The sequence below is a fragment of the Vibrio profundum genome (assembly GCF_050337555.1).
GTDB lineage: Bacteria > Pseudomonadota > Gammaproteobacteria > Enterobacterales > Vibrionaceae > Vibrio > Vibrio profundum.
The window spans coordinates 1-20209 of record NZ_JAKJTA010000022.1 but is presented as its reverse complement, the minus strand read 5'-3'; the positions used below and the strand labels follow the sequence as shown (position 1 = coordinate 20209).

The 20209-nt window shown below is 46.1% G+C and carries 20 protein-coding genes, 1 tRNA gene and 2 rRNA genes; 13 read left to right on the top strand and 10 right to left on the bottom strand.

All coding sequences use genetic code 11. The features are described 5' to 3' along the window. The first annotated feature begins 364 nt into the window (after positions 1–364). From acs to fis, 7 genes are all read left to right on the top strand, one after another. Entirely contained in the window at positions 365–2317 is a 1953-nt protein-coding gene (acs, locus tag L4C34_RS17550) for an acetate--CoA ligase (RefSeq protein ID WP_428790636.1), read from the top strand. A gap of 283 nt (positions 2318–2600) precedes the next feature. After that, complete coding sequence (gene aroQ, locus L4C34_RS17545) at positions 2601–3050, top strand: type II 3-dehydroquinate dehydratase (RefSeq protein WP_428790635.1); 450 nt, start codon at positions 2601–2603, stop codon at positions 3048–3050. A gap of 60 nt (positions 3051–3110) precedes the next feature. Continuing rightward, positions 3111–3557, top strand: coding sequence for an acetyl-CoA carboxylase biotin carboxyl carrier protein (gene accB / locus L4C34_RS17540; protein ID WP_428790634.1), 447 nt, complete (start codon positions 3111–3113; stop codon positions 3555–3557). A gap of 15 nt (positions 3558–3572) precedes the next feature. Then, entirely contained in the window at positions 3573–4916 is a 1344-nt protein-coding gene (accC, locus tag L4C34_RS17535; protein ID WP_428790633.1) for an acetyl-CoA carboxylase biotin carboxylase subunit, read from the top strand. Between the two features lie 141 nt (positions 4917–5057). Beyond that, a complete protein-coding gene (gene prmA / locus L4C34_RS17530; RefSeq protein ID WP_428790632.1) occupies positions 5058–5948 on the top strand; it encodes a 50S ribosomal protein L11 methyltransferase in 891 nt (296 codons plus the stop codon). A gap of 134 nt (positions 5949–6082) precedes the next feature. Continuing rightward, positions 6083–7051 (top strand): tRNA dihydrouridine synthase DusB, encoded by a 969-nt coding sequence (gene dusB, locus L4C34_RS17525; protein ID WP_428790631.1) that lies wholly within the window; start codon positions 6083–6085, stop codon positions 7049–7051. A 23-nt stretch (positions 7052–7074) separates the two neighbouring features. Beyond that, complete coding sequence (fis, locus tag L4C34_RS17520) at positions 7075–7371, top strand: DNA-binding transcriptional regulator Fis (RefSeq protein ID WP_428790630.1); 297 nt, start codon at positions 7075–7077, stop codon at positions 7369–7371. A gap of 139 nt (positions 7372–7510) precedes the next feature. On the opposite strand, the gene L4C34_RS17515 is transcribed toward fis, so the two are convergent. Both L4C34_RS17515 and L4C34_RS17510 read right to left on the bottom strand, forming a co-directional pair. Beyond that, positions 7511–8125: a hypothetical protein gene (locus L4C34_RS17515; protein WP_428790629.1), complete on the bottom strand. Its 615-nt coding sequence runs from the start codon at positions 8123–8125 to the stop codon at positions 7511–7513. Positions 8126–8457: 332 nt separating this feature from the next. Continuing rightward, entirely contained in the window at positions 8458–8952 is a 495-nt protein-coding gene (locus L4C34_RS17510; RefSeq protein ID WP_428790628.1) for a hypothetical protein, read from the bottom strand. A gap of 148 nt (positions 8953–9100) precedes the next feature. Here L4C34_RS17510 and L4C34_RS17505 point away from each other — a divergent pair, with 148 nt between their 5' ends. Next, positions 9101–9517, top strand: coding sequence for a hypothetical protein (locus L4C34_RS17505; protein ID WP_428790627.1), 417 nt, complete (start codon positions 9101–9103; stop codon positions 9515–9517). 64 nt (positions 9518–9581) lie between these two features. Here L4C34_RS17505 and L4C34_RS17500 read toward each other — a convergent pair whose 3' ends face one another. Beyond that, a complete protein-coding gene (locus L4C34_RS17500; RefSeq protein ID WP_428790626.1) occupies positions 9582–10535 on the bottom strand; it encodes a phospholipase A in 954 nt (317 codons plus the stop codon). A gap of 304 nt (positions 10536–10839) precedes the next feature. Between L4C34_RS17500 and L4C34_RS17495 the strand changes: the two genes are divergently transcribed. Continuing rightward, positions 10840–12480, top strand: a complete 1641-nt coding sequence (locus L4C34_RS17495; RefSeq protein ID WP_428790625.1) for a methyl-accepting chemotaxis protein — start codon at positions 10840–10842, stop codon at positions 12478–12480. Positions 12481–12482: 2 nt separating this feature from the next. Here L4C34_RS17495 and zntR read toward each other — a convergent pair whose 3' ends face one another. Beyond that, positions 12483–12917: a Zn(2+)-responsive transcriptional regulator gene (gene zntR, locus L4C34_RS17490; protein ID WP_428790624.1), complete on the bottom strand. Its 435-nt coding sequence runs from the start codon at positions 12915–12917 to the stop codon at positions 12483–12485. Between the two features lie 243 nt (positions 12918–13160). On the opposite strand from zntR, the gene purH reads away from it, so the two are divergent. Beyond that, positions 13161–14753 (top strand): bifunctional phosphoribosylaminoimidazolecarboxamide formyltransferase/IMP cyclohydrolase, encoded by a 1593-nt coding sequence (purH, locus tag L4C34_RS17485; RefSeq protein ID WP_428790623.1) that lies wholly within the window; start codon positions 13161–13163, stop codon positions 14751–14753. Between the two features lie 61 nt (positions 14754–14814). Continuing rightward, positions 14815–16104 (top strand): phosphoribosylamine--glycine ligase, encoded by a 1290-nt coding sequence (gene purD / locus L4C34_RS17480; protein ID WP_428790622.1) that lies wholly within the window; start codon positions 14815–14817, stop codon positions 16102–16104. Between the two features lie 126 nt (positions 16105–16230). Here the strand turns inward: purD and L4C34_RS17475 are convergent, their stop codons facing one another. The 3 genes from L4C34_RS17475 to L4C34_RS17465 form a co-directional block, all read right to left on the bottom strand. Further along, on the bottom strand, positions 16231–16914 hold the full coding sequence (locus L4C34_RS17475) for a DUF1481 domain-containing protein (RefSeq protein ID WP_428790621.1): 684 nt from the start codon (positions 16912–16914) through the stop codon (positions 16231–16233). 50 nt (positions 16915–16964) lie between these two features. Continuing rightward, positions 16965–17237 carry a nucleoid-associated protein HU-alpha gene (hupA, locus tag L4C34_RS17470; RefSeq protein WP_428790620.1) on the bottom strand — a complete coding sequence of 91 codons (273 nt, stop codon included), beginning with the start codon at positions 17235–17237 and terminating at the stop codon, positions 16965–16967. A 234-nt stretch (positions 17238–17471) separates the two neighbouring features. Further along, a complete protein-coding gene (locus L4C34_RS17465; RefSeq protein WP_428790619.1) occupies positions 17472–18059 on the bottom strand; it encodes a YjaG family protein in 588 nt (195 codons plus the stop codon). Between the two features lie 71 nt (positions 18060–18130). On the opposite strand from L4C34_RS17465, the gene L4C34_RS17460 reads away from it, so the two are divergent. Together L4C34_RS17460 and L4C34_RS17455 are read left to right on the top strand one after the other, a co-directional pair. Further along, positions 18131–19045: a D-2-hydroxyacid dehydrogenase gene (locus tag L4C34_RS17460; protein ID WP_428790618.1), complete on the top strand. Its 915-nt coding sequence runs from the start codon at positions 18131–18133 to the stop codon at positions 19043–19045. Then, positions 19035–19631: a uracil-DNA glycosylase family protein gene (locus tag L4C34_RS17455; protein WP_428790617.1), complete on the top strand. Its 597-nt coding sequence runs from the start codon at positions 19035–19037 to the stop codon at positions 19629–19631. The genes L4C34_RS17460 and L4C34_RS17455 overlap by 11 nt, the downstream gene beginning before the upstream one ends. Before the next feature lie 115 nt (positions 19632–19746). On the opposite strand, the gene L4C34_RS17450 is transcribed toward L4C34_RS17455, so the two are convergent. From L4C34_RS17450 to L4C34_RS17440, 3 genes are all read right to left on the bottom strand, one after another. Further along, positions 19747–19823 (bottom strand) — tRNA-Asp (locus L4C34_RS17450). Between the two features lie 89 nt (positions 19824–19912). Beyond that, positions 19913–20028, bottom strand: a 5S ribosomal RNA gene (gene rrf, locus L4C34_RS17445). 92 nt (positions 20029–20120) lie between these two features. Continuing rightward, positions 20121–20209 (bottom strand): 23S ribosomal RNA (locus L4C34_RS17440); the annotation flags it as partial.

Below are 20209 nucleotides of genomic sequence, written 5' to 3'. Positions count from 1 at the left end.
ACATTTTCTTCTCTTTTCACTTTATGGGTTAGTGGCGGCTGGTGCATTTTCTATCCTTAGTCACATCTTTCATCTGGCAAAACCATCGCATATGCCCACCGATAGTGCTAGGGGTTTGTTCTTCTCTCTACAGCGTTCATTTGTCCTCACACCCTTATCCTAAAGTCTAATTGTAGAAGTGATCGCTCTCATAGAAAGTGGCTCAACTAGGACGATGAACCGAGCTGTGTGAGTCCAAAACAATACACACCTTCTAGCGGTGACCAGTGGCGGGTAGATAGCAATACTTTTACCCACGTCTCGTCAATTCCACCGCATTCCTGTCACTCTAGAAGACGTTTGCCGAATATAAAGGAGATAGGTAATGAGCGAAACCCATGTATACCCAGTGAAAGACAATATCAAACGGACTACCCACGCAGATAACGATACTTACCTCAACATGTATCAACAATCGATCACGGATCCAGAAGGGTTCTGGAAGGAACATGGCCAAATCGTCGATTGGATGACTCCCTACACTCAGGTCAAAAACACGTCTTTTGATTCAGGCCATGTCGACATCCGTTGGTTCGAAGATGGTTGCCTCAATGTTTCTGCAAACTGTATTGATCGTCACCTTGCCACCAAAGGCGATGATGTCGCGTTAATTTGGGAAGGTGATGACCCAAGCCAAGACAAAACCCTCACCTTCAATCAACTGCATCAAGAAGTGTGTCGTTTTGCGAACGTCTTGAAGCAACAAGGAATAAAAAAGGGTGATGTCGTGTGCTTGTACATGCCAATGGTACTTGAGGCCGCGATCGCGATGCTCGCTTGTACCCGCGTTGGCGCGGTACATACGGTAGTATTCGGTGGTTTCTCACCGGAAGCGCTCGCGGGCCGCATCATCGATTCAGATGCCAAATTGGTCATTACCGCCGATGAAGGCGTACGTGGCGGAAGAAGCGTACCACTAAAGAAAAATGTCGACCAAGCCCTAGCGAATCCTAAAGTTGAGAACATTTCAAAAGTTATCGTCTTGCAACGTACTGGCGCGGATATCTCGTGGGACAACCAGCGCGACGTATGGTGGCACCAAGCGACTGAATCCGTCAGCAATGACTGCCCACCTGAAGCGATGAAGGCTGAAGACCCACTATTTATCCTCTACACATCAGGCTCAACTGGCAAACCAAAAGGGGTGTTGCATACCACTGGTGGCTATCTCGTATATGCAGCCATGACGTTTAAATATGTTTTTGACTATCAACCGGGCGAAACCTTCTGGTGTACTGCGGACGTCGGCTGGATTACTGGCCACACCTATTTGATCTACGGCCCATTGGCAAACGGCGCAAAAACGGTCCTATTTGAAGGTGTACCTAATTATCCGAACACGAGCCGTATGAGTGAGGTTATTGACAAGCATAAAGTTAATATTCTCTACACCGCCCCAACTGCGATTCGCGCGCTAATGGCCGAAGGCCAGCAAGCGACGATCGGCGACACGTCGCGTACCAGTCTACGAGTCTTGGGCTCAGTCGGTGAGCCAATCAACCCAGAAGCATGGGAGTGGTATTACCAAACTATTGGAAATCAGGCCTCACCCATCGTAGATACTTGGTGGCAGACAGAAACTGGCGGCATCCTAATTTCACCACTTCCAGGAGCGACGGCGCTCAAACCCGGCTCAGCCACACGACCATTTTTTGGCGTGCAACCAGCACTCGTGGATAACATGGGCAAAGTCATCACAGGTCAAGCGGAAGGCAATTTAGTCATTTTGGACTCTTGGCCGGGTCAAATGCGCACCGTCTACGGCGATCATGAACGCTTCGAGCAAACCTACTTCTCCACTTTCAAAGGGATGTATTTCACTGGAGACGGTGCACGTCGCGATGAAGATGGCTACTACTGGATCACAGGGCGAGTTGATGATGTACTCAATGTCTCTGGCCACCGTATGGGCACTGCCGAAATCGAGTCAGCGCTGGTCGCGTTTGATAAAATCGCCGAAGCGGCCATTGTTGGTATCCCGCACGACATCAAAGGCCAAGCCATTTACGCGTACGTGACTTTAAACCATGGTGAATACCCAGACGCAGAGCTGCACAAACAAGTGAAAGATTGGGTGAGAAAAGAAATCGGCCCTATCGCGACGCCTGATGTCCTCCATTGGACAGATTCACTGCCAAAAACACGTTCAGGAAAAATCATGCGACGCATTCTTAGAAAGATTGCCACTGGCGATATCAATAACTTAGGAGACACATCAACACTCGCTGACCCAAGTGTTGTCGATAAGCTGATCGAAGAAAATCATGCTATGAATTAACTCCATCGGCCGCTCACCTTCTATAAGTGGGTGGCCGATAACCCCTACCTTCTACTGACAATGGCCAGACAGACGGCGAAGTCAGCACAATGTAAAAATACCACCAACAAACCACTCCACCTAGGTGATTAGACCAGAAAAATGCTGCTATTTGCGATGATTTGGCTATAATCGTGGGCAATTTGCTTACATTCTCTTATTTTCAAGAAAAAATTCTTGATGATTTGTTGATTATTGTGGGAATATTCGTATTCTCTCAACATTAGTGAAAGATGGCACCACAATGTCTACCAAGTTACGTATTCTAGTTCTAAATGGCCCAAACCTTAACCTATTAGGCTTAAGGGAGCCATCTCATTATGGCACGAATACCCTAGATAACATTGTCACAGTGCTAAAGAAACAAGCACATCAGGCTAATGTCGATCTCACTCACCTGCAATCAAACAGGGAGTATGAGTTAATCGAGGCCATACATGCTGCCCATGATAACGTTGACTTCATCATTATCAACCCCGCTGCGTTCACCCACACAAGTGTGGCACTACGTGATGCGCTGCTTGGGGTTAACATACCCTTTATTGAAGTCCATTTATCCAACGTTCATGCGCGCGAGCCATTCCGTCATCACTCCTACTTATCGGATAAAGCCGAAGGGGTGATTTGTGGGTTTGGCGCACAGGGTTACGAATTCGCTTTGTCTGCGGCTATTACTCAGCTGCAAGCAAAGTAACACCTAACACTCTGCAGCCCTTTGTGGGCTGACTTAACTACAAGATGAAGAGAAATGACCATGGATATCCGTAAAATTAAGAAGCTGATTGAACTTGTTGAAGAATCTGGAATTTCTGAGCTAGAGATCTCAGAAGGTGAAGAATCAGTACGCATCAGCCGTAATAGTCCAGCGGCTCAAGTAGCGCCAGTTCAATACGCAGCGGCTCCGGTTGCAGCTCCGGTTGCAGCTCCAGTTGCAGCTCAAGAAGAAAGTGCACCAGCTGTCCCTGCAGGTCACCAAGTGCTTTCTCCTATGGTCGGTACTTTCTACCGCTCTCCAAGCCCTGAAGCAAAATCATTCATCGAAGTTGGCCAATCTGTAACGGCTGGTGAAACACTTTGCATCGTTGAAGCGATGAAAATGATGAACCAAATCGAATCAGATAAGTCTGGTGTTGTTACCGCGATCCTAGTGGAAGATGGCCAAGCAGTAGAATTCGACCAACCACTTGTTGTTATCGAATAATAGAGGCTCTCTGGCATGTTAGATAAATTAGTCATAGCGAACCGAGGCGAAATTGCGCTGCGTATTCTGCGCGCATGTAAAGAACTCGGTATCAAGACTGTCGCAGTTCACTCGACTGCTGACCGTGATCTTAAGCACGTACTATTAGCAGACGAAACCGTTTGTATTGGCCCTGCGCGCGGTATCGATAGCTACTTGAATATCCCACGCATTATCTCAGCTGCAGAAGTGACTGGCGCTATCGCTATTCACCCAGGCTACGGCTTCCTGTCTGAAAACGCAGATTTCGCAGAACAAGTTGAGCGTAGTGGTTTCATTTTTGTTGGCCCGAAAGCAGAAACCATCCGTATGATGGGTGACAAAGTGTCTGCGATCAACTCAATGAAAAAAGCTGGCGTACCTTGTGTTCCAGGTTCAGACGGTCCTCTAGACGACGATCAAGTACAGAACAAAACCCACGCTAAACGCATTGGCTACCCTGTTATCATTAAAGCCTCTGGTGGTGGCGGTGGTCGTGGTATGCGTGTGGTACGTGCAGAAGAAGACCTGATCGAAGCTATCTCAATGACACGAGCTGAAGCAAAAGCTGCGTTTAACAACGATGTGGTTTACATGGAGAAATTCCTAGAAAACCCTCGTCACGTTGAAGTTCAGATCATTGCTGACGGTCAAGGCAACGCCATTCACCTTGGTGAACGTGACTGTTCAATGCAACGTCGCCACCAGAAAGTGGTTGAAGAAGCACCAGCACCAGGTATCACTGAAGAGATGCGTAAGTACATCGGTGAACGCTGTACTCGTGCATGTGTTGAAATTGGCTACCGCGGCGCAGGTACCTTCGAATTCTTGTACGAAAACGGTGAATTTTACTTCATCGAAATGAACACTCGTATTCAGGTTGAGCACCCAGTAACAGAAATGGTTACAGGCGTTGATTTGATCAAAGAGCAACTTCGTGTTGCAGCTGGTCAACCTCTTTCTTTCACGCAAGATGATATCAAAATACGTGGCCACGCCATTGAATGTCGTATCAATGCGGAAGATCCTGAACGCTTCTTACCGTCTCCAGGTAAGATTGAGCGTTTCCATTCTCCAGGCGGTATGGGTGTTCGTTGGGAATCGCACATCTACACAGGCTACACGGTGCCACCTCACTACGATTCAATGATAGGTAAACTGATTACCTTCGGTGAAAACCGTGACGTTGCTATCGCGCGTATGAAAAACGCTCTAGGCGAAATGATTGTCGAAGGCATCAAAACCAACGTTTCGTTGCAAGAGTCCATCATGAATGATGAGAACTTCCAACATGGCGGTGCAAACATTCATTACCTAGAGAAAAAACTCGGTCTTCAATAAACCCTGAGTCCACTCTGTAAATGTTAAAAAGCCACCTTTGGTGGCTTTTTATTTTGCCTGAAATATACGCATGGGGTTGATTGAAAATCATGCTACACTCCCTGCCCTACGATTATCTTTGTATAAAAAAGCGACGCAAACATGCCTTGGATCCAAATTAAACTGAATGCGACTTCTGACAACGCTGAAACTATCAGCGACATGTTGATGGAAGAAACAGGCGCTCTATCTGTTACCTTCTTAGATGCTAAAGATACGCCAATCTTCGAGCCCTTACCCGGTGAAACCCGCCTATGGGGAGACATCGACGTAATTGGCCTCTATGACGCTGAAACAGATATGGACAACGTTTTAATCACGTTGAAAGGCAGCGACTTGCTCGCTAGCGACTTTGCCTACAAAGTCGAGCAGCTAGAAGACAAAGATTGGGAACGCGAGTGGATGGACAACTTTCACCCAATGAAATTTGGCGAACGCTTGTGGATCTGTCCAAGCTGGCGTGATGTGCCTGATCCAGAAGCGATCAATGTCATGCTTGATCCCGGCCTTGCGTTTGGTACAGGAACACACGCTACCACCTCTCTTTGCCTTGAGTGGCTCGAAAGCATAGATCTCAATGGCAAAACCGTGATCGATTTTGGCTGTGGTTCAGGCATTCTTGCGATCGCCGCGATCAAACTGGGCGCTGCAAAAGTCATCGGGATCGACATTGATCCACAGGCGCTACTCGCCTCTAAAGACAATGCGCAACGTAACCAAGTCGGCGATCAACTAGAAGTATACATGCCACAAGATCAGCCCAAGGATCTCGTCGCCGACGTCGTGGTCGCCAATATTTTAGCGGCTCCACTCCGCGAGCTGTCGCCAATCATCAGCGGCTTAGTGAAACCACAAGGCCAATTAGCCATGTCTGGGGTACTTGATACGCAAGCGCAAGATGTCGCGAGCTACTACAGCGCACAATTTGATCTTGCACCAATTGCTGAACAAAGCGAATGGTGTCGTATTTCCGGACAAAAGCAAAATAAATAGCAATATCTAGCTAACTTGTTGATTTTTATTAAAATTACAAATCAATTTGTAAATGCTCAAATATTGCTCTTTTCAGGCAAGAAAAAAATGCGTAAAATGCGCGCCCTTGCTAGTGCTGAACTTGTGATGACATTTTGAGAATCGGAAACTTTCAACTTAAGAATAACCTAATCGTTGCTCCTATGGCTGGCGTGACGGACAGGCCTTTTCGTGAGTTATGCCTCCGATACGGTGCGGGAATGGCCGTCAGTGAAATGACGTCTTCTAATCCAAAAGTCTGGAACACATCCAAGTCAAAGCAGCGCATGGTACATGACGGTGAATCTGGACTACGCTCAGTGCAAATCGCTGGCTCTGATCCAGAACTCATGGCCCAAGCAGCCCAATTTAATGTAGAAAACGGTGCGCAAATCATCGATATCAACATGGGCTGCCCAGCAAAGAAAGTGAATAAAAAACTCGCAGGTTCCGCGCTGCTAAAATACCCAGAGATTATCGAAGATATTCTCAAAGCTGTGGTTGCCGCGGTTGATGTACCCGTCACATTAAAAACACGTACCGGTTGGGACCTCGAGAACAAAAATTGTGTAAAAATTGCGCAATTGGCCCAAGACTGCGGCATTCAAGCTCTCGCTCTGCACGGCAGAACGAAGACATGTATGTACAAAGGTGAGGCAGAATACGACAGCATTAGGGCTGTTAAGCAGGCCGTCGATATCCCGGTGATTGCCAATGGTGATATTGATAGCCCGCAAAAAGCAAAAGCTGTATTGGAATACACTGGCGCCGATGCCCTGATGATTGGCCGACCTGCACAAGGTAGGCCATGGATCTTTCAAGAGATTCAGTATTACTTGGAAAACGGCACCCTGATGCCTGCACTTCCTATGGAGGAAGTAAAAGGTATCTTGCTTGGGCATGTGAGTGCTCTACATGGTTTCTATGGCGAGTTTTTAGGTCCTCGTATCGCGCGTAAGCACGTGGGATGGTATCTAAAAGAACATGAACAGGCGAATGAGTTTCGCCGTGCCTTTAACGCTCTCGATCAAGCTGAGCACCAGCTCGAAGCGTTACAAGGCTATTTTGATAACGTTGCATCATAATTAACAGAAGAGCTAGACCGACTATGTTCGAACAAAATCTGACAGCAGAAGCTTTAACAGTAACGACTGTAACTTCACAAGACCAAATCACGCAAAAGCCACTACGTGATTCAGTTAAAGCATCTCTTAAAAACTATCTTGCTCAATTAAACGGCCAAGACGTCACTGAACTGTATGAGTTAGTTCTAGCTGAAGTAGAACAGCCACTCCTTGACACTATCATGCAATACACTCGCGGTAACCAAACTCGCGCGGCAACCATGATGGGTATCAACCGTGGTACGCTACGTAAAAAACTTAAAAAATACGGCATGAACTAAAAACGTCAGTTTTATTCTTTATTTTTAAAAGGGTTAAGATTATGTCTTAACCCTTTTTGTTTTCCCCGCCATAGAAACCTCACATCACCGCTTATGACACGCTCTCTCGTGATGCAAGGCTTTGACTTTGGACATTGAGCTAAATGCTATCCCATAGATCCAATACCGAATCTTGTTCAGATTTCTTCTCTGAATTTTTCAGCTCATCGATCAAGCGATCGTAATCTTGATGACGGAGGGCCAATTCTTTTACGGATTCTACCAGCGATGGTGTATTAGGAATCGCGCCAATATATTCATAATTACTATTGGCAACTTGCCAATCACCTTCTTTCGCAAGATTGTATGTCGTTAGCAAGGCACCAATTGGTGACAATAACGACTTTAGCGCTTTCTCAAGCTTCTGAGGAAGCTGTTCGCTTAATAGCGTGAATTCGGAGCTTCTCAGCTGACTTAAGGCGCTCACATCAACTCTCTGCTTATATACCCAAAGGTTATCATCCTCTAAGATCTGATGAACTTTCCCACCGAGGGAGTCAACAAGGGATGTGAACTGTTCTTTTACCGGCTTCAGTCCATCGCACCCTAGCTTTTCAACGACACCACAATGAGATTGCAGAGCCGACTTCATTAGGTCATCGGCCAATTTTTTAATACAGTTGACCGATTCCTTAATTAGGTGGTCTCGATAAGCATCTAATTCAAAACATTTTTGTTCGAGCTTATCTAAGGTATGTTCTACGTTAATCGTCATGTTCCTCTCCAAGTTTTACGCTGCCGCTGAAGCAAATTGTCAGGCTACCTCTTGCCATAAGCCGTGAGTATCTCACTTGTTGAGTCGGAGAAATTTGATGCGTAATAGCTTTATGCTACTAGAGAAGGATACATGACAAGTTTCGTTGGATATTAAGATCGGCCTCAATGATTCACCAAAAATCTGAATCAAATAGATCCCATTGACCAATAAGCCTAACAAGGTGGAGGCACTCAACTAAAAACAGCGAACCATGTTTAAATGTGCGATGACGTAATTGTATGAGTATCGATATTTCCTTGTTGCCCTCTCAAAATCATCAAAAACTAAAATTAAGTAATTTCCCCACGGAGCCAATCCAGCGCGCTCTCCATGTCACCAAAATATTGATTGGCCATCATCATGTGGGAACCACCATGGTAGACTTTATCAATCAATAAATTGTGCACCTGATTATTCGGAATCACCGCATGCCAACGTAAGTTGATATCGGCAAATGTTTGCAGCTTTTCAATAAAATACGACATCACTTCAGGGGTGCACAGTCCCCAATCTCGAAGATCATTCACTACCCCCCACGGTGTTTTTGCGACAGTTTGCATCGCCTGTTGATGCAAACTGTCGGCAAAGTTCTCAGCAATCTGTATCTCCCATTGACCAAGAAACTTGACGCACAAAATATGCTCGTGCGCCAAGCTAGTATCTATTTCAAAGCGACCTTCTTCAAAAGCCTGCAACGAAGAGTCCATCGTTTTCATGTCTAATTCCAGCTTGAACTTACAGAGTGGCATGACCATTGAGTGCAGTTTTTCTTGGTGCCATCCCATCCGCTGTTTTCTTCCCTGAGTATAGACAACACCATAAAGTACGGGCAACAAAAGGAAGCAGTTCACTCCTTTAGAACCAGATAATAGCCTTTGTCTTACGTTCGTTGTCTATACTGTGTGACACATGTAAGACAATGCGAATGCGACCATGAGTAAAATTGTAAATTTCAGAGTGCCAGAAGAGGTATATATTCGAATAGAAAAAGAATCGAAGGGAAACAAGAGTGCATGGCTACTGGAGGCCGTAAGACAAAAACTAGAGCAAGAAGACAGCACCAGTAAGACAAACGTATTACGTAAAGTGTTGGCGCTTGAAGACGATGTCAATGCGCTCAAAGAGATCATGATGTCCTCTTTGCAAGCCCACCAGGTCGGCCCTTTAGCAAATCATGCAAATGCAATCAGAGCGTTTGAAGCCAAAGACAAAGTCAAACAGGCTATGATGGATTATCCTGAAGCCACCTCAAACGCAGAGCTCGCCCGGCTTTCTAAAGTCGACATTGGAACCATATCGAAATATCGAGTCGTCGTGTTAATGGAGCTCAAAAAAGACGCGAGTCACTGAGCGCCAATCCACTTACAGTCAGTCGCCGTTCAGTGGCCGTTGTTCGCCTTATGTCGTTTACCGACTAAGAAATACCAAGCGAGAAGCCAACCCCGACACTTTGAGTGCGGTGGTCATACTCGATAAGGCTTTGTCCATAGCCGTTAAAATACTGCACCATGAAACTGAGGTTTCTTGTTAGTGGCATCGTGTAATCAATCTCAACCGCCCCTCGCTGCATACCACTCTCAACGTTGGTCAACGAGATCGCCGCTTGCATGCTATTAGCAAAGCGGTAGTCATAGCGAATCTTTTCATGCCCAAGGTAATGCGCGATATTGGGGTTATGCAAATCACTTGAGTCTGATTGAAAGACCAACATCCAAGGCTTCACACTCAGTAACCAGTTATCACCAGATGTTTCAAAGTTGGCATAGACTCGGTTCCAACTGCGCTCATTCTCTCCCCCTTTTCCATTCGACTGATGCACCAAACCATAACTGGCTTGCCAGTTATGCTGAAAGTGATCGGAAAAGAATACTTCCGGCGCATAATTGGTCTCACGAAAATATTGTGATTCGGCGTAAAACTGCCAATAGAACAGCTGGGTATATCCCGCGTTAATACTGTAATTAGGATTGCCAAATGCGTTCACCCACAGCGGCGTCCGAACACTAAATTGAGATTTGAACTCCGAGTTCATGACTTGCTGGTTATCTGGTGTCTGACCTTCATACACTGCCGTATAAGGGCTACCCGTATAATAATACGGTAGAATATACGTCGGCTGATACAAGCTCATGGCTAGGGGGATATCACTTATCTTTTTTTCTTGGCGCAACCGTGCTTCGAGCAAAGAATCGGAGTCAGATGTCCAGCTTGTCAATATTTCGGGTAGCAGCGGAGTGACCTTCTCAGGCACCTCTTGGCTTTGCGCCTTGCCTGTTGAGTCAGGTGAGGGGTTGTCTGCGGCTAGCACTGAGTAACTCATTGCGCTTGCTAGAACCACTGCCAAAGATTGAATCACCGCTTTATTCATGTATTCGCTGCCTTTCTTTCAAAAATATTAAGAAAATTTGTCACCAACTCTGGCGCAGATGCTACCTAAGCACCTCGCGTACATCAATCGATAAAGCTCGCCGATAACCAAATACTGACAAATTTCCCAACGCCCACTAAAACTTGCTTTTAGCACCGTCTCATTTTGACTATTTAAACCAATAAATAATGACATTTCACCTTTTCAGCTACCCATATCGCGACTATTAACTACAGTTAACATTATCAATAATAAAATTAACTTTTCGAATATCCGATAGATACTGCGTACAAGGAAACGTACCATGAACACTTTAGGCCTTAGATCGCTCACTATCCAAAAGCGACTCATCTTACTGATCGTTCTAATTATGGTCGTGATGATGATTCCTCTCGGTTACATCATCAACCAATATCAACACGACTTAATGAGCGCAAAACAAACCAAGACTCGCCATTTGGTGGAATCTGCCCATAGCCTTCTCAGTCACTTTCACCAGCAGCAGCGTGATGGAAAACTTTCAGAACAACAAGCCAAAGATGCGGCGAGCACTGCAATCGAAAAGTTACGGTACGAAACCCAAGACTATTTCTGGATCAACGATATGTACCCTAAAGTCGTCATGCACCCGATAAAACCAGCTCTAAATGGTAAAGATGTCTCGAAGGTGAAAGATGCCAATGGACAACTGTTATTTGTAGAGTTTGTCAATGTCGCGAAGAAGAAAGGGCAAGGTATTGTGTACTACATGTGGCCAAAACCAGGCTCCGAGAATCCTGTTGAAAAGGTATCTTATATAAAGCTATTCAAACCATGGGGTTGGATTGTAGGTACTGGCGTGTATGTGGACGATGTCGATGCCTTGGTCTGGCAGCGTATTCAACTGGTTCTCTATACCTTAGTGATATCACTAATTGTTGCCGTCACTTTAGCCATGTGGATCAGCCGCAGTATTAGCGGGCCTTGTAAGCAAACACTCGATGCACTAGATGAAATTGCCAGTGGTGATGGCGACCTCACTCGACACCTTGATGAACATGGCAAAGACGAGTTGGCGCAAATCGCAGTTGCATTTAACCAATTTGCCCAGAAAATACGCTCAATTGTGCAAGATATTACCCCGGTCGGGGAAGGTATTACCTCTTCCGCCGTAGAGCTGAACGAAATCGCACAAGACAGCTCATCTCGAACAGGCCAGCAGCAGCAGTCCGTTGATACCGTTGCGTCAGCGATGAACGAGTTACATGCCAGTAACCAAGAAGTGGCCAATGCCGCGCAAAACGCCGCTACCGCGGCGCAGGAGGCCAGTACTAAGAGCTCCGAAGGCTCGGGCGTCATAGACAAGGCCACCACCCAGATAGATTCTTTGTCGGAATTACTCAGTCAGACTGAAACCAACACTCATAAACTTGCCCAAGATACAGAGGAAGTAGGTACCGTGCTAGATGTCATTCGTGGCATCGCCGAACAAACCAACTTGCTCGCGCTCAATGCTGCCATTGAGGCAGCACGCGCCGGAGAACAAGGACGAGGCTTTGCAGTGGTCGCTGACGAAGTGCGCACCCTCGCGACCAGAACGCAAGCCAGTACCGATGAGATTGAGCACATTGTGTCAAGCTTACAAGGGCGAGCAAAAGAGGTAACCGAATCCATGGCGAAAACTCAAGAGCAATCTGCCCAAACGCAAGAGCAAGCCGCTTTTGCAAAACAAGCACTCGGCGCCATTGAAGAGCAAGTCACTATTATATTGTCACTCAATGAACAGATCGCTGAGGCGAGCTCACAGCAAACCTTAGCGACCGATGAAATCAGCCAAAACATTACCCATATCGCTGATTTTAGTGCGCAAAGCACATCGCGAGCCAATCAAGTCGCTCAAGCCAGTACCGATTTAATGGAAAGCGGCCAGCAACTGCAATCGGCCTTAAGCATGTTCAAAGTTTAAGACTATTTGTTTGAGCAGCAAGCACTCTCTTGTTCTTGCTGCTCAAGCGCCGCTAAAATAGAACAATGTTCTGCACTGTCCGTCACATCACCGCAGCAAGCATCATTAATTTTTTTTAGCGCGACGCGAATTCTGGTTAACTCACTAATTTTGCTGTCTATCGTGGCTAACTTGCTAGAAGTAATCAACTTCACTTCTGCACAGCTATGTTCCGTGGGTTCCAATTGAATCCCCAGCAACTCTTTAATATCTTCAAGGCTCAGGCCCAGCTCTTTTGCTTTCAATATAAAGTTCACCTGCCGCTGGTTTTCCTCGTTATATAAACGATAGCCAGATTCGCTTCTTCCGGCAGGTTTAAGCAATTGGGTCTTTTCATAAAAGCGTAAGGTATCCGCACTGACCTGACATTTCTTGGCTAACTCTCCAATTTGAAACATTTTTGCCTCCTTAACATCGATAATACTTGTACTATTTTGCCTCAAATACGCAATTTTTTCTCCATGCCAAACGATTGCGCGAGCTTTTTAAGATTAAATTAGTTAGAATGTGCGCCAACAAATATGGAGGCCGATGGCGTCCAATCCCAACTAAAAGATAGTCGCTTTAACTGGCTCACAATGCCCTTATCGTCGGCATCTGAATTTATGTTGTAACTCCGTGAATTTGAGGAAGATGGAAACATGAACAACGCTCGCCCTATTCGCCGCGCTTTAATCAGCGTATCAGACAAAACTGGTATTGTAGAATTTGCTCAAGCCCTAGCCCAACGTGGTGTTGATCTTTTATCAACAGGCGGTACCGCAAAACTACTCGCTGAGAACGGCATGTCAGTAACGGAAGTATCCGATTACACTGGCTTTCCTGAAATGATGGACGGTCGAGTCAAAACTCTTCACCCTAAAGTTCACGGTGGCATTCTTGGCCGACGCGACATCGATGGTGACGTAATGGACCAACACAACATTCGTCCTATCGACATGGTCGTGGTTAACCTTTACCCATTCGCGCAAACGGTTGCCAAAGAAGGCTGCACACTAGAAGACGCCGTTGAGAATATCGATATCGGCGGTCCAACGATGGTTCGCTCGGCAGCTAAAAACCACAAAGATGTCACTATCGTCGTCAATGCGAGTGACTATCAACGTGTTATCGCTGAAATGGACGCCAACGAAGCCTCACTCACTCACAACACTCGCTTCGATTTAGCGATTGCTGCCTTTGAGCATACTGCAGCTTATGATGGGATGATCGCCAACTATTTCGGTACTATGGTGCCATCATACGGTGAGAATAAAGAAGGCGACGCTGAATCTAAATTCCCGCGCACCTTCAACCAACAATTCATCAAAAAACAAGATATGCGCTACGGTGAGAACAGTCACCAAGATGCGGCGTTTTATGTTGAGAAAAACCCACAAGAAGCGTCTGTTTCTACCGCACGTCAAATTCAAGGCAAGGCTCTATCTTACAACAACATTGCCGATACCGACTCTGCGCTTGAGTGTGTGAAAGAGTTCAGCGAGCCAGCTTGTGTGATCGTTAAACATGCGAACCCTTGCGGCGTTGCACTCGGTGGCAATATTCTTGAAGCCTACAACCGCGCTTATCAAACTGATCCAACGTCTGCATTCGGTGGCATCATCGCATTTAACCAAGAACTAGACGCTGAAACAGCCACAGCAATTGTTGAACGCCAGTTCGTCGAAGTCATCATTGCACCAGCGGTTTCTCAAGCCGCGGTTGAAGTTATTGCGGCAAAGAAAAACGTTCGCCTACTAGAATGTGGCGAGTGGTCAACGAAAACGACCGAGTTCGATGTGAAACGTGTTAATGGCGGTCTGCTAGTCCAAGATCGCGATCAAGGCATGGTTGGCCTAGATGATCTAAAAGTCGTATCAAAGCGCCAGCCAACAGACGAAGAGCTCAAAGATGCTTTATTCTGCTGGAAAGTCGCAAAATACGTAAAATCTAATGCAATTGTTTACTCGAAAGGTGATATGACTATTGGTGTCGGCGCTGGCCAAATGAGCCGCGTATACTCAGCGAAAATTGCTGGTATTAAAGCCGCTGATGAAAACCTAGAGGTGGCGGGTAGTGTGATGGCATCAGATGCTTTCTTCCCGTTCCGTGACGGTATTGATGCGGCGGCTGAAGCTGGCATCAAGTGTGTCATTCAGCCGGGTGGCTCAATGCGTGACAATGAAATCATTGCTGCTGCCGACGAGCACGGTATGGCGATGATCTTCACTGGCATGCGTCACTTCCGTCACTAATCACTAATTGCAACAGAGGCACCGTTCGGTGCCTCTCTTCCTAGATTGTAAGGATATAACGATGAACGTTCTTGTTATTGGCTCCGGTGGTCGTGAGCACGCTTTAGGCTGGAAAGCCGCACAAAACCCTAAGGTTAACACTGTGTTCATCGCGCCGGGCAATGCTGGCACCGCGCTTGAGCCAAAACTCGAAAATATTGATATCAAAGTTGAAGATATTCCTGCCTTGGTCACCTTTGCTCAAAACAACGCGATTGAACTCACCATCGTCGGCCCAGAAGTCCCCCTAGTTCTTGGCGTAGTTGACGCATTCCGTGCTGCAGACTTGCCAATTTTTGGTCCCACTGAAGCGGCTGCACAGCTAGAAGGCTCCAAAGCTTTCACTAAAGACTTCCTTGCCCGCCACAAGATCCCAACAGCGGCATACGCCAACTTTACTGAAATCGAGCACGCGCTCACTTATGTCCGTGAACAGGGTGCTCCGATCGTGGTAAAAGCGGATGGCCTAGCGGCAGGCAAAGGGGTGATTGTTGCTATGACATTGGAAGAAGCCGAAGAAGCAATCAAAGATATGCTTGCTGGAAATGCCTTCGGTGAAGCTGGCAGTCGAGTGGTCATTGAAGAGTTTCTCACTGGTGAAGAAGCAAGTTTCATCGTAATGGTCGATGGCAAGAACGTATTACCTATGGCTACCAGCCAAGATCACAAACGTGTCGGCGACAAAGATACTGGGCCAAACACTGGTGGAATGGGCGCTTATTCGCCGGCCCCAGTTGTGACTAGCGAAATCCATGACCGTATTATGCAGGAAGTGATTTACCCAACTGTAGAAGGGATGGCGCAAGAAGGGCACCCATACACTGGTTTCCTTTACGCCGGTCTAATGATTGATAGCGATGGCACTCCAAAAGTCATTGAATACAACTGCCGCTTCGGTGATCCAGAAACACAGCCTATCATGATGCGCATGGAATCCGACCTCGTCGAGTTATGTTTAGCTGCCATCGATGAAAAATTGGATCAAGTTGAATCAAAATGGGATCCAAGAGCCGCGATCGGTGTTGTACTCGCCGCTGGTGGATACCCAGCAAGCTACAACAAAGGCGATGTGATTTCTGGTCTAGCGCAACAAAGCTCGACTGAAGGAAAGGTCTTCCATGCTGGCACTGCTGCTCTAAACGGCCAGGTTGTGACTAACGGTGGTCGAGTTTTGTGTTCGACTGCACTAGGAGAAACCGTCTCTGAAGCACAACAACGGGCTTATAAGCTAGCGACGACGATCAGTTGGGATGGTATGTTCCATCGTAACGATATTGGCTACCGCGCAATCGAAAGAGAACAAGAGAAGTAAGATAAGGCAACTAAGGCGTTCCGATCTAGTGCCTTAGTTCTTTCACAGTGACTTGATTGTCACTGTGGCTGAGTTCTCACTATGATCTAGTTTTCGCTATAGCCTAGTTTTCACAATAGATAGCTTTTACTGAGGCTTTATGTAACTAGGCCGGGTAATGCAAGAGTACGAGCTATCTTCTGTCTTAAGTAACGTTTTCGCCAATAAAGTTGAACCTAGCACTTTTCCCACCAGAGCCACGAATTGCCCTGACTTCGGCTCTGAGATAGACAATCCATTCGATAGTTCCAACTTGTTATAGCGCTTGCCATCACAGCTCTTAAATACCTTACCATTCCAAACCCCTTGTATCAGTTCAGTGCGATTTGAATGCTGTTCTTTAACCGTTTTCTCAACGTGGCTGGCTTGTTGAGGAAAGCTTGCGAGTTGCTGCTCGTTCAACGGCAATACTTGCCCATCGACAACGTAATGTTGATAAATAGCTTGGTTATTTTGATCAAAACGTAATTGCAAGTTAAAGGGTACGAGGTTGTTTGAGCGCCCTAAGGTTTCACCATGTCTAATTAGCTCTCTAAGCTTGCCATCAGACCAAAGGTAATCTGTTTTATACCAACTGGCGTCTCTGCCCAGCACATAGTCTGCTGAAGTCAGTGGTGTCGTAAGTGTCTCGGTCGACCAATAAAATCTCGTTGATGAATCCGTCAATTCACCGCCAGAATAAGTCGTCGATTGTTCAAGTTCAGGAAAAGAGGAAGAGGCGCAGCCCGCGAGTAATGAAGTGGTGAGGAGTGAAACTAGCAGTTTTTTCATAAAGGGGATAAAGCAAACACCGAAGCATCACTACTTCGGTGTCGACGAAACTATTTTACAGAATCTTTTAGCGCTTTACCGGCAACAAATGCTGGAACATTTGCCGCAGCGATTTGAATCTCAGCACCCGTTTTAGGGTTGCGGCCAGTACGCGCTGCACGGTGGTTCACTTTGAATGTACCAAAACCAATTAGTTGAACCTGATCACCCTCAGTTAGCGCGTCAGTCACGCCGTCAAGAGTTGCTTCAAGAGCAGTTTTTGCTTGAGTTTTTGAAAGGTCTGCTTTCTCTGCAATAAAGTCGATTAATTGGGTCTTGTTCATTAGGGTTCCCTTCTTATAGGTTATCGAAAACAAGCTCACTCTAAAGCATAAAGACCCCATCTGGCAAAGGTTTGTCGCTGATCTTTAGCTTTCATGACGAACATTTGACCACAATATGAGTATTCACTCACAGTTTACACAGTCCTGCTACCTTCTGTTCAGTATTGAACTAGCAACCTTACGAGTTACAAGGCTTTATCGACCTTTATTCAAGTGGGCACAATTCGTTTCGCTTTATAGCGAAGCACCGATATTGCTGATCCCTTCTTCACGTAATTCGCTACGCAAATCTTTAATCAATTCGACATCTCGCTCTTCTGACTCGCGCAGCGGTCTAAAGATAGCCCATTGTACATCCCATTCAAGGCAAACCGCTTGGTTACCTTTCTGGTTCTCATCAGTGATCACTTCGCCCGTTTGCGCTTCTTCTAACTGAGCCACCGTATGGACAGATCGCTGGCTGACCGAGAGCATACTTTCAAAAAGATCATCGCGATCTAATAGACCGTGTAATAAAAAGGACAAGCACATACAAGCGTCAATCGCAGGATAGACTAAGTAAAGATCGCACTCCTCGGCAGTCGGAATGATCTCTTCTAACTTTTCTAATTGGTGTTCAAAGTTGACCTTTGCATTCTTAACCGTCAGAGATTCCCAAACGCTATCTAAGATATCACGGTATATCCGTGCTTCTGTAAACTCAGTTTGTTCACAAAAAACAGCAAAGTTAGGAAACATGCGCTCACATAAGCTCGCCATGAAGGTTGTTTGTTGCCATGGCTCTAGCTTTTCAAGACGAACTTGTAATGGATTACGTAGCATATTCACTCTATAGTTGCGAATTAAAGACAGCGGAAGTGTACTTGATATACTGAAAGGAAAAAAGAAACATCATGAATAAAGTTTACCTCTGTACTGAACATAACGAACACTTCTTAAAGTTGTTACGACAGCAGCCTCTGCCCGATCTAAAAGTGACCTCTTCCCCAAGCGAAGCCAATATCGTGCTAGGTGCGCCACCTATAGTTGCACCCCGCCTCCAAGAATTTAGCGAACTGGAATGGCTGCAATCTAGCTATGCTGGCGTTGAAGCATTACTAGGCGCGGCGATGCGTGCAGACTATCACCTTACCAATGTGAAAGGCATATTCGGACAATTGATTTCCGAGTACGTCATTGGCTATACGATCCAACACTTTCGCCACTTTATATGCTATCAGAAGCAACAGAACTGTGGAGAATGGCACCCCCACCACTATCAGCCTTTAACAGGAAAGCGCATGTTAGTACTAGGTACAGGCTCTATAGGCCAACACTTAGCCCATACGGCTTCCGCTATTGGTATGCAGGTATTCGGGGTAAACCGTACTGGTATCCCAGTAAACGAGTCCTCGTTTAAAGATTACTACCATATTGAAGAACTCCATTGTGCTGCATCAAATTCCGATATTATCGTTAATACACTGCCTGCCACACCAGACACTAAAGGACTTATTGATCTTACAGTGTTACGCGCATGCCAAGGCGCATTATTATTTAATGTGGGGCGAGGAAATGCTATCGACGAACCAGCGCTTCTGACTTGCCTAGAAGAAGGGAATATTCAACATGCCTTTCTCGATGTCTTTGATCAAGAGCCTCTTCCAGCTGAGCATCCACTATGGTCACATAGTTCGGTAACGGTTACACCACACATCGCAGCAACCAGTTTCCCTGAGCAGGTTTTTGAGGTTTTCCGTGACAACTATACTCGCTGGCATCAAGGCTTCTCTCTCAATTTTCTGGTGAACTTTGATCATGGCTACTGATGAGCTTGATTGCTTATTAGCCGAAATACGCACCTGCCAGTTGTGTAAAAATAACCTAGCACTCGGCGCTAACCCAATCGTGCAGGCCTCTAAAGAAGCGAAGATTTTAATCATTGGCCAAGCTCCTGGGCAAAAAGTACATAGCACGTCAATTGCCTGGAATGACCCAAGTGGCGACAGGTTAAGAGACTGGTTACAAATAGAAAAACAAGATTTCTACGACCCAAAAAAATTAGCAATCATGCCAATGGGGTTTTGTTATCCCGGCAAAGGAAAGAGCGGCGATCTGCCACCACGACCAGAGTGTGCGCCAACTTGGCACAAAAAACTATTAGCCGAGTTACCTAACATTGAGCTTACGCTTCTCATCGGACAATACGCTCAACGTTACTATCTCGCTGAAAAGCCCAATACACTCACTGAAACGGTACAACAATGGAAGCGCTGGGCACCACAATGTATACCTATGCCACATCCTTCGCCACGAAATACACTTTGGTTAAAGCGAAATCCTTGGTTTGAGCAAGATGTCATCCCCCATCTACGAATTTATCTGCGGAAAGCTTTAGGGCTAATTGTGCGCTAGGGAAACGGCTAGGGCGAGATTTTTGCAAAACTCTGAGTTTTCTAAGCACAGTGAATATAATAATTTTAGTTTAAACGCAAAAAACCCCAGTCTTTCGACTGGGGTTTTTAATAAGTGGCGGAGTGGACGGGACTCGAACCCGCGACCCCCGGCGTGACAGGCCGGTATTCTAACCAACTGAACTACCACTCCGCAGTGATATTTTTACCCTAAATAAAGTCTTATGGTTAGATTGCTTTATTCAGGTTTGTCTTGGGTCTGTAACCTAAGACGGTATTAAAGCCTGGCGATGTCCTACTCTCACATGGGGAGACCCCACACTACCATCGGCGCTATTGCGTTTCACTTCTGAGTTCGGCATGGAATCAGGTGGGTCCACAATGCTATGGTCGCCAAGCAAATGCTTAAATTCGGAAAGCTGTCTTTAAAAGTTCGTCACACATTCAATTCGTTCTTGGCTTTGAGTCCACAAAACCCCTTAGGTGTTGTATGGTTAAGCCTCACGGGCAATTAGTACAGGTTAGCTCAATGCCTCGCAGCACTTACACACCCTGCCTATCAACGTTCTAGTCTTGAAC

Bases quoted from the DNA above. Each gene is read 5' to 3' on its own strand.
- purD (WP_428790622.1), top strand. From the start codon at position 14,815: ATGAACGTTCTTGTTATTGGCTCCGGTGGTCGTGAGCACGCTTTAGGC.
- L4C34_RS17465 (WP_428790619.1), bottom strand. From the start codon at position 18,059: ATGCTACGTAATCCATTACAAGTTCGTCTTGAAAAGCTAGAGCCATGG.
- L4C34_RS17505 (WP_428790627.1), top strand. From the start codon at position 9,101: ATGAGTAAAATTGTAAATTTCAGAGTGCCAGAAGAGGTATATATTCGA.
- accB (WP_428790634.1), top strand. From the start codon at position 3,111: ATGGATATCCGTAAAATTAAGAAGCTGATTGAACTTGTTGAAGAATCT.
- hupA (WP_428790620.1), bottom strand. From the start codon at position 17,237: ATGAACAAGACCCAATTAATCGACTTTATTGCAGAGAAAGCAGACCTT.
- aroQ (WP_428790635.1), top strand. From the start codon at position 2,601: ATGTCTACCAAGTTACGTATTCTAGTTCTAAATGGCCCAAACCTTAAC.
- L4C34_RS17460 (WP_428790618.1), top strand. From the start codon at position 18,131: ATGAATAAAGTTTACCTCTGTACTGAACATAACGAACACTTCTTAAAG.
- L4C34_RS17515 (WP_428790629.1), bottom strand. From the start codon at position 8,125: ATGACGATTAACGTAGAACATACCTTAGATAAGCTCGAACAAAAATGT.
- prmA (WP_428790632.1), top strand. From the start codon at position 5,058: ATGCCTTGGATCCAAATTAAACTGAATGCGACTTCTGACAACGCTGAA.
- L4C34_RS17500 (WP_428790626.1), bottom strand. From the start codon at position 10,535: ATGAATAAAGCGGTGATTCAATCTTTGGCAGTGGTTCTAGCAAGCGCA.
- purH (WP_428790623.1), top strand. From the start codon at position 13,161: ATGAACAACGCTCGCCCTATTCGCCGCGCTTTAATCAGCGTATCAGAC.
- L4C34_RS17495 (WP_428790625.1), top strand. From the start codon at position 10,840: ATGAACACTTTAGGCCTTAGATCGCTCACTATCCAAAAGCGACTCATC.
- zntR (WP_428790624.1), bottom strand. From the start codon at position 12,917: ATGTTTCAAATTGGAGAGTTAGCCAAGAAATGTCAGGTCAGTGCGGAT.
- acs (WP_428790636.1), top strand. From the start codon at position 365: ATGAGCGAAACCCATGTATACCCAGTGAAAGACAATATCAAACGGACT.
- L4C34_RS17475 (WP_428790621.1), bottom strand. From the start codon at position 16,914: ATGAAAAAACTGCTAGTTTCACTCCTCACCACTTCATTACTCGCGGGC.
- L4C34_RS17455 (WP_428790617.1), top strand. From the start codon at position 19,035: ATGGCTACTGATGAGCTTGATTGCTTATTAGCCGAAATACGCACCTGC.
- L4C34_RS17510 (WP_428790628.1), bottom strand. From the start codon at position 8,952: ATGGGATGGCACCAAGAAAAACTGCACTCAATGGTCATGCCACTCTGT.
- fis (WP_428790630.1), top strand. From the start codon at position 7,075: ATGTTCGAACAAAATCTGACAGCAGAAGCTTTAACAGTAACGACTGTA.
- accC (WP_428790633.1), top strand. From the start codon at position 3,573: ATGTTAGATAAATTAGTCATAGCGAACCGAGGCGAAATTGCGCTGCGT.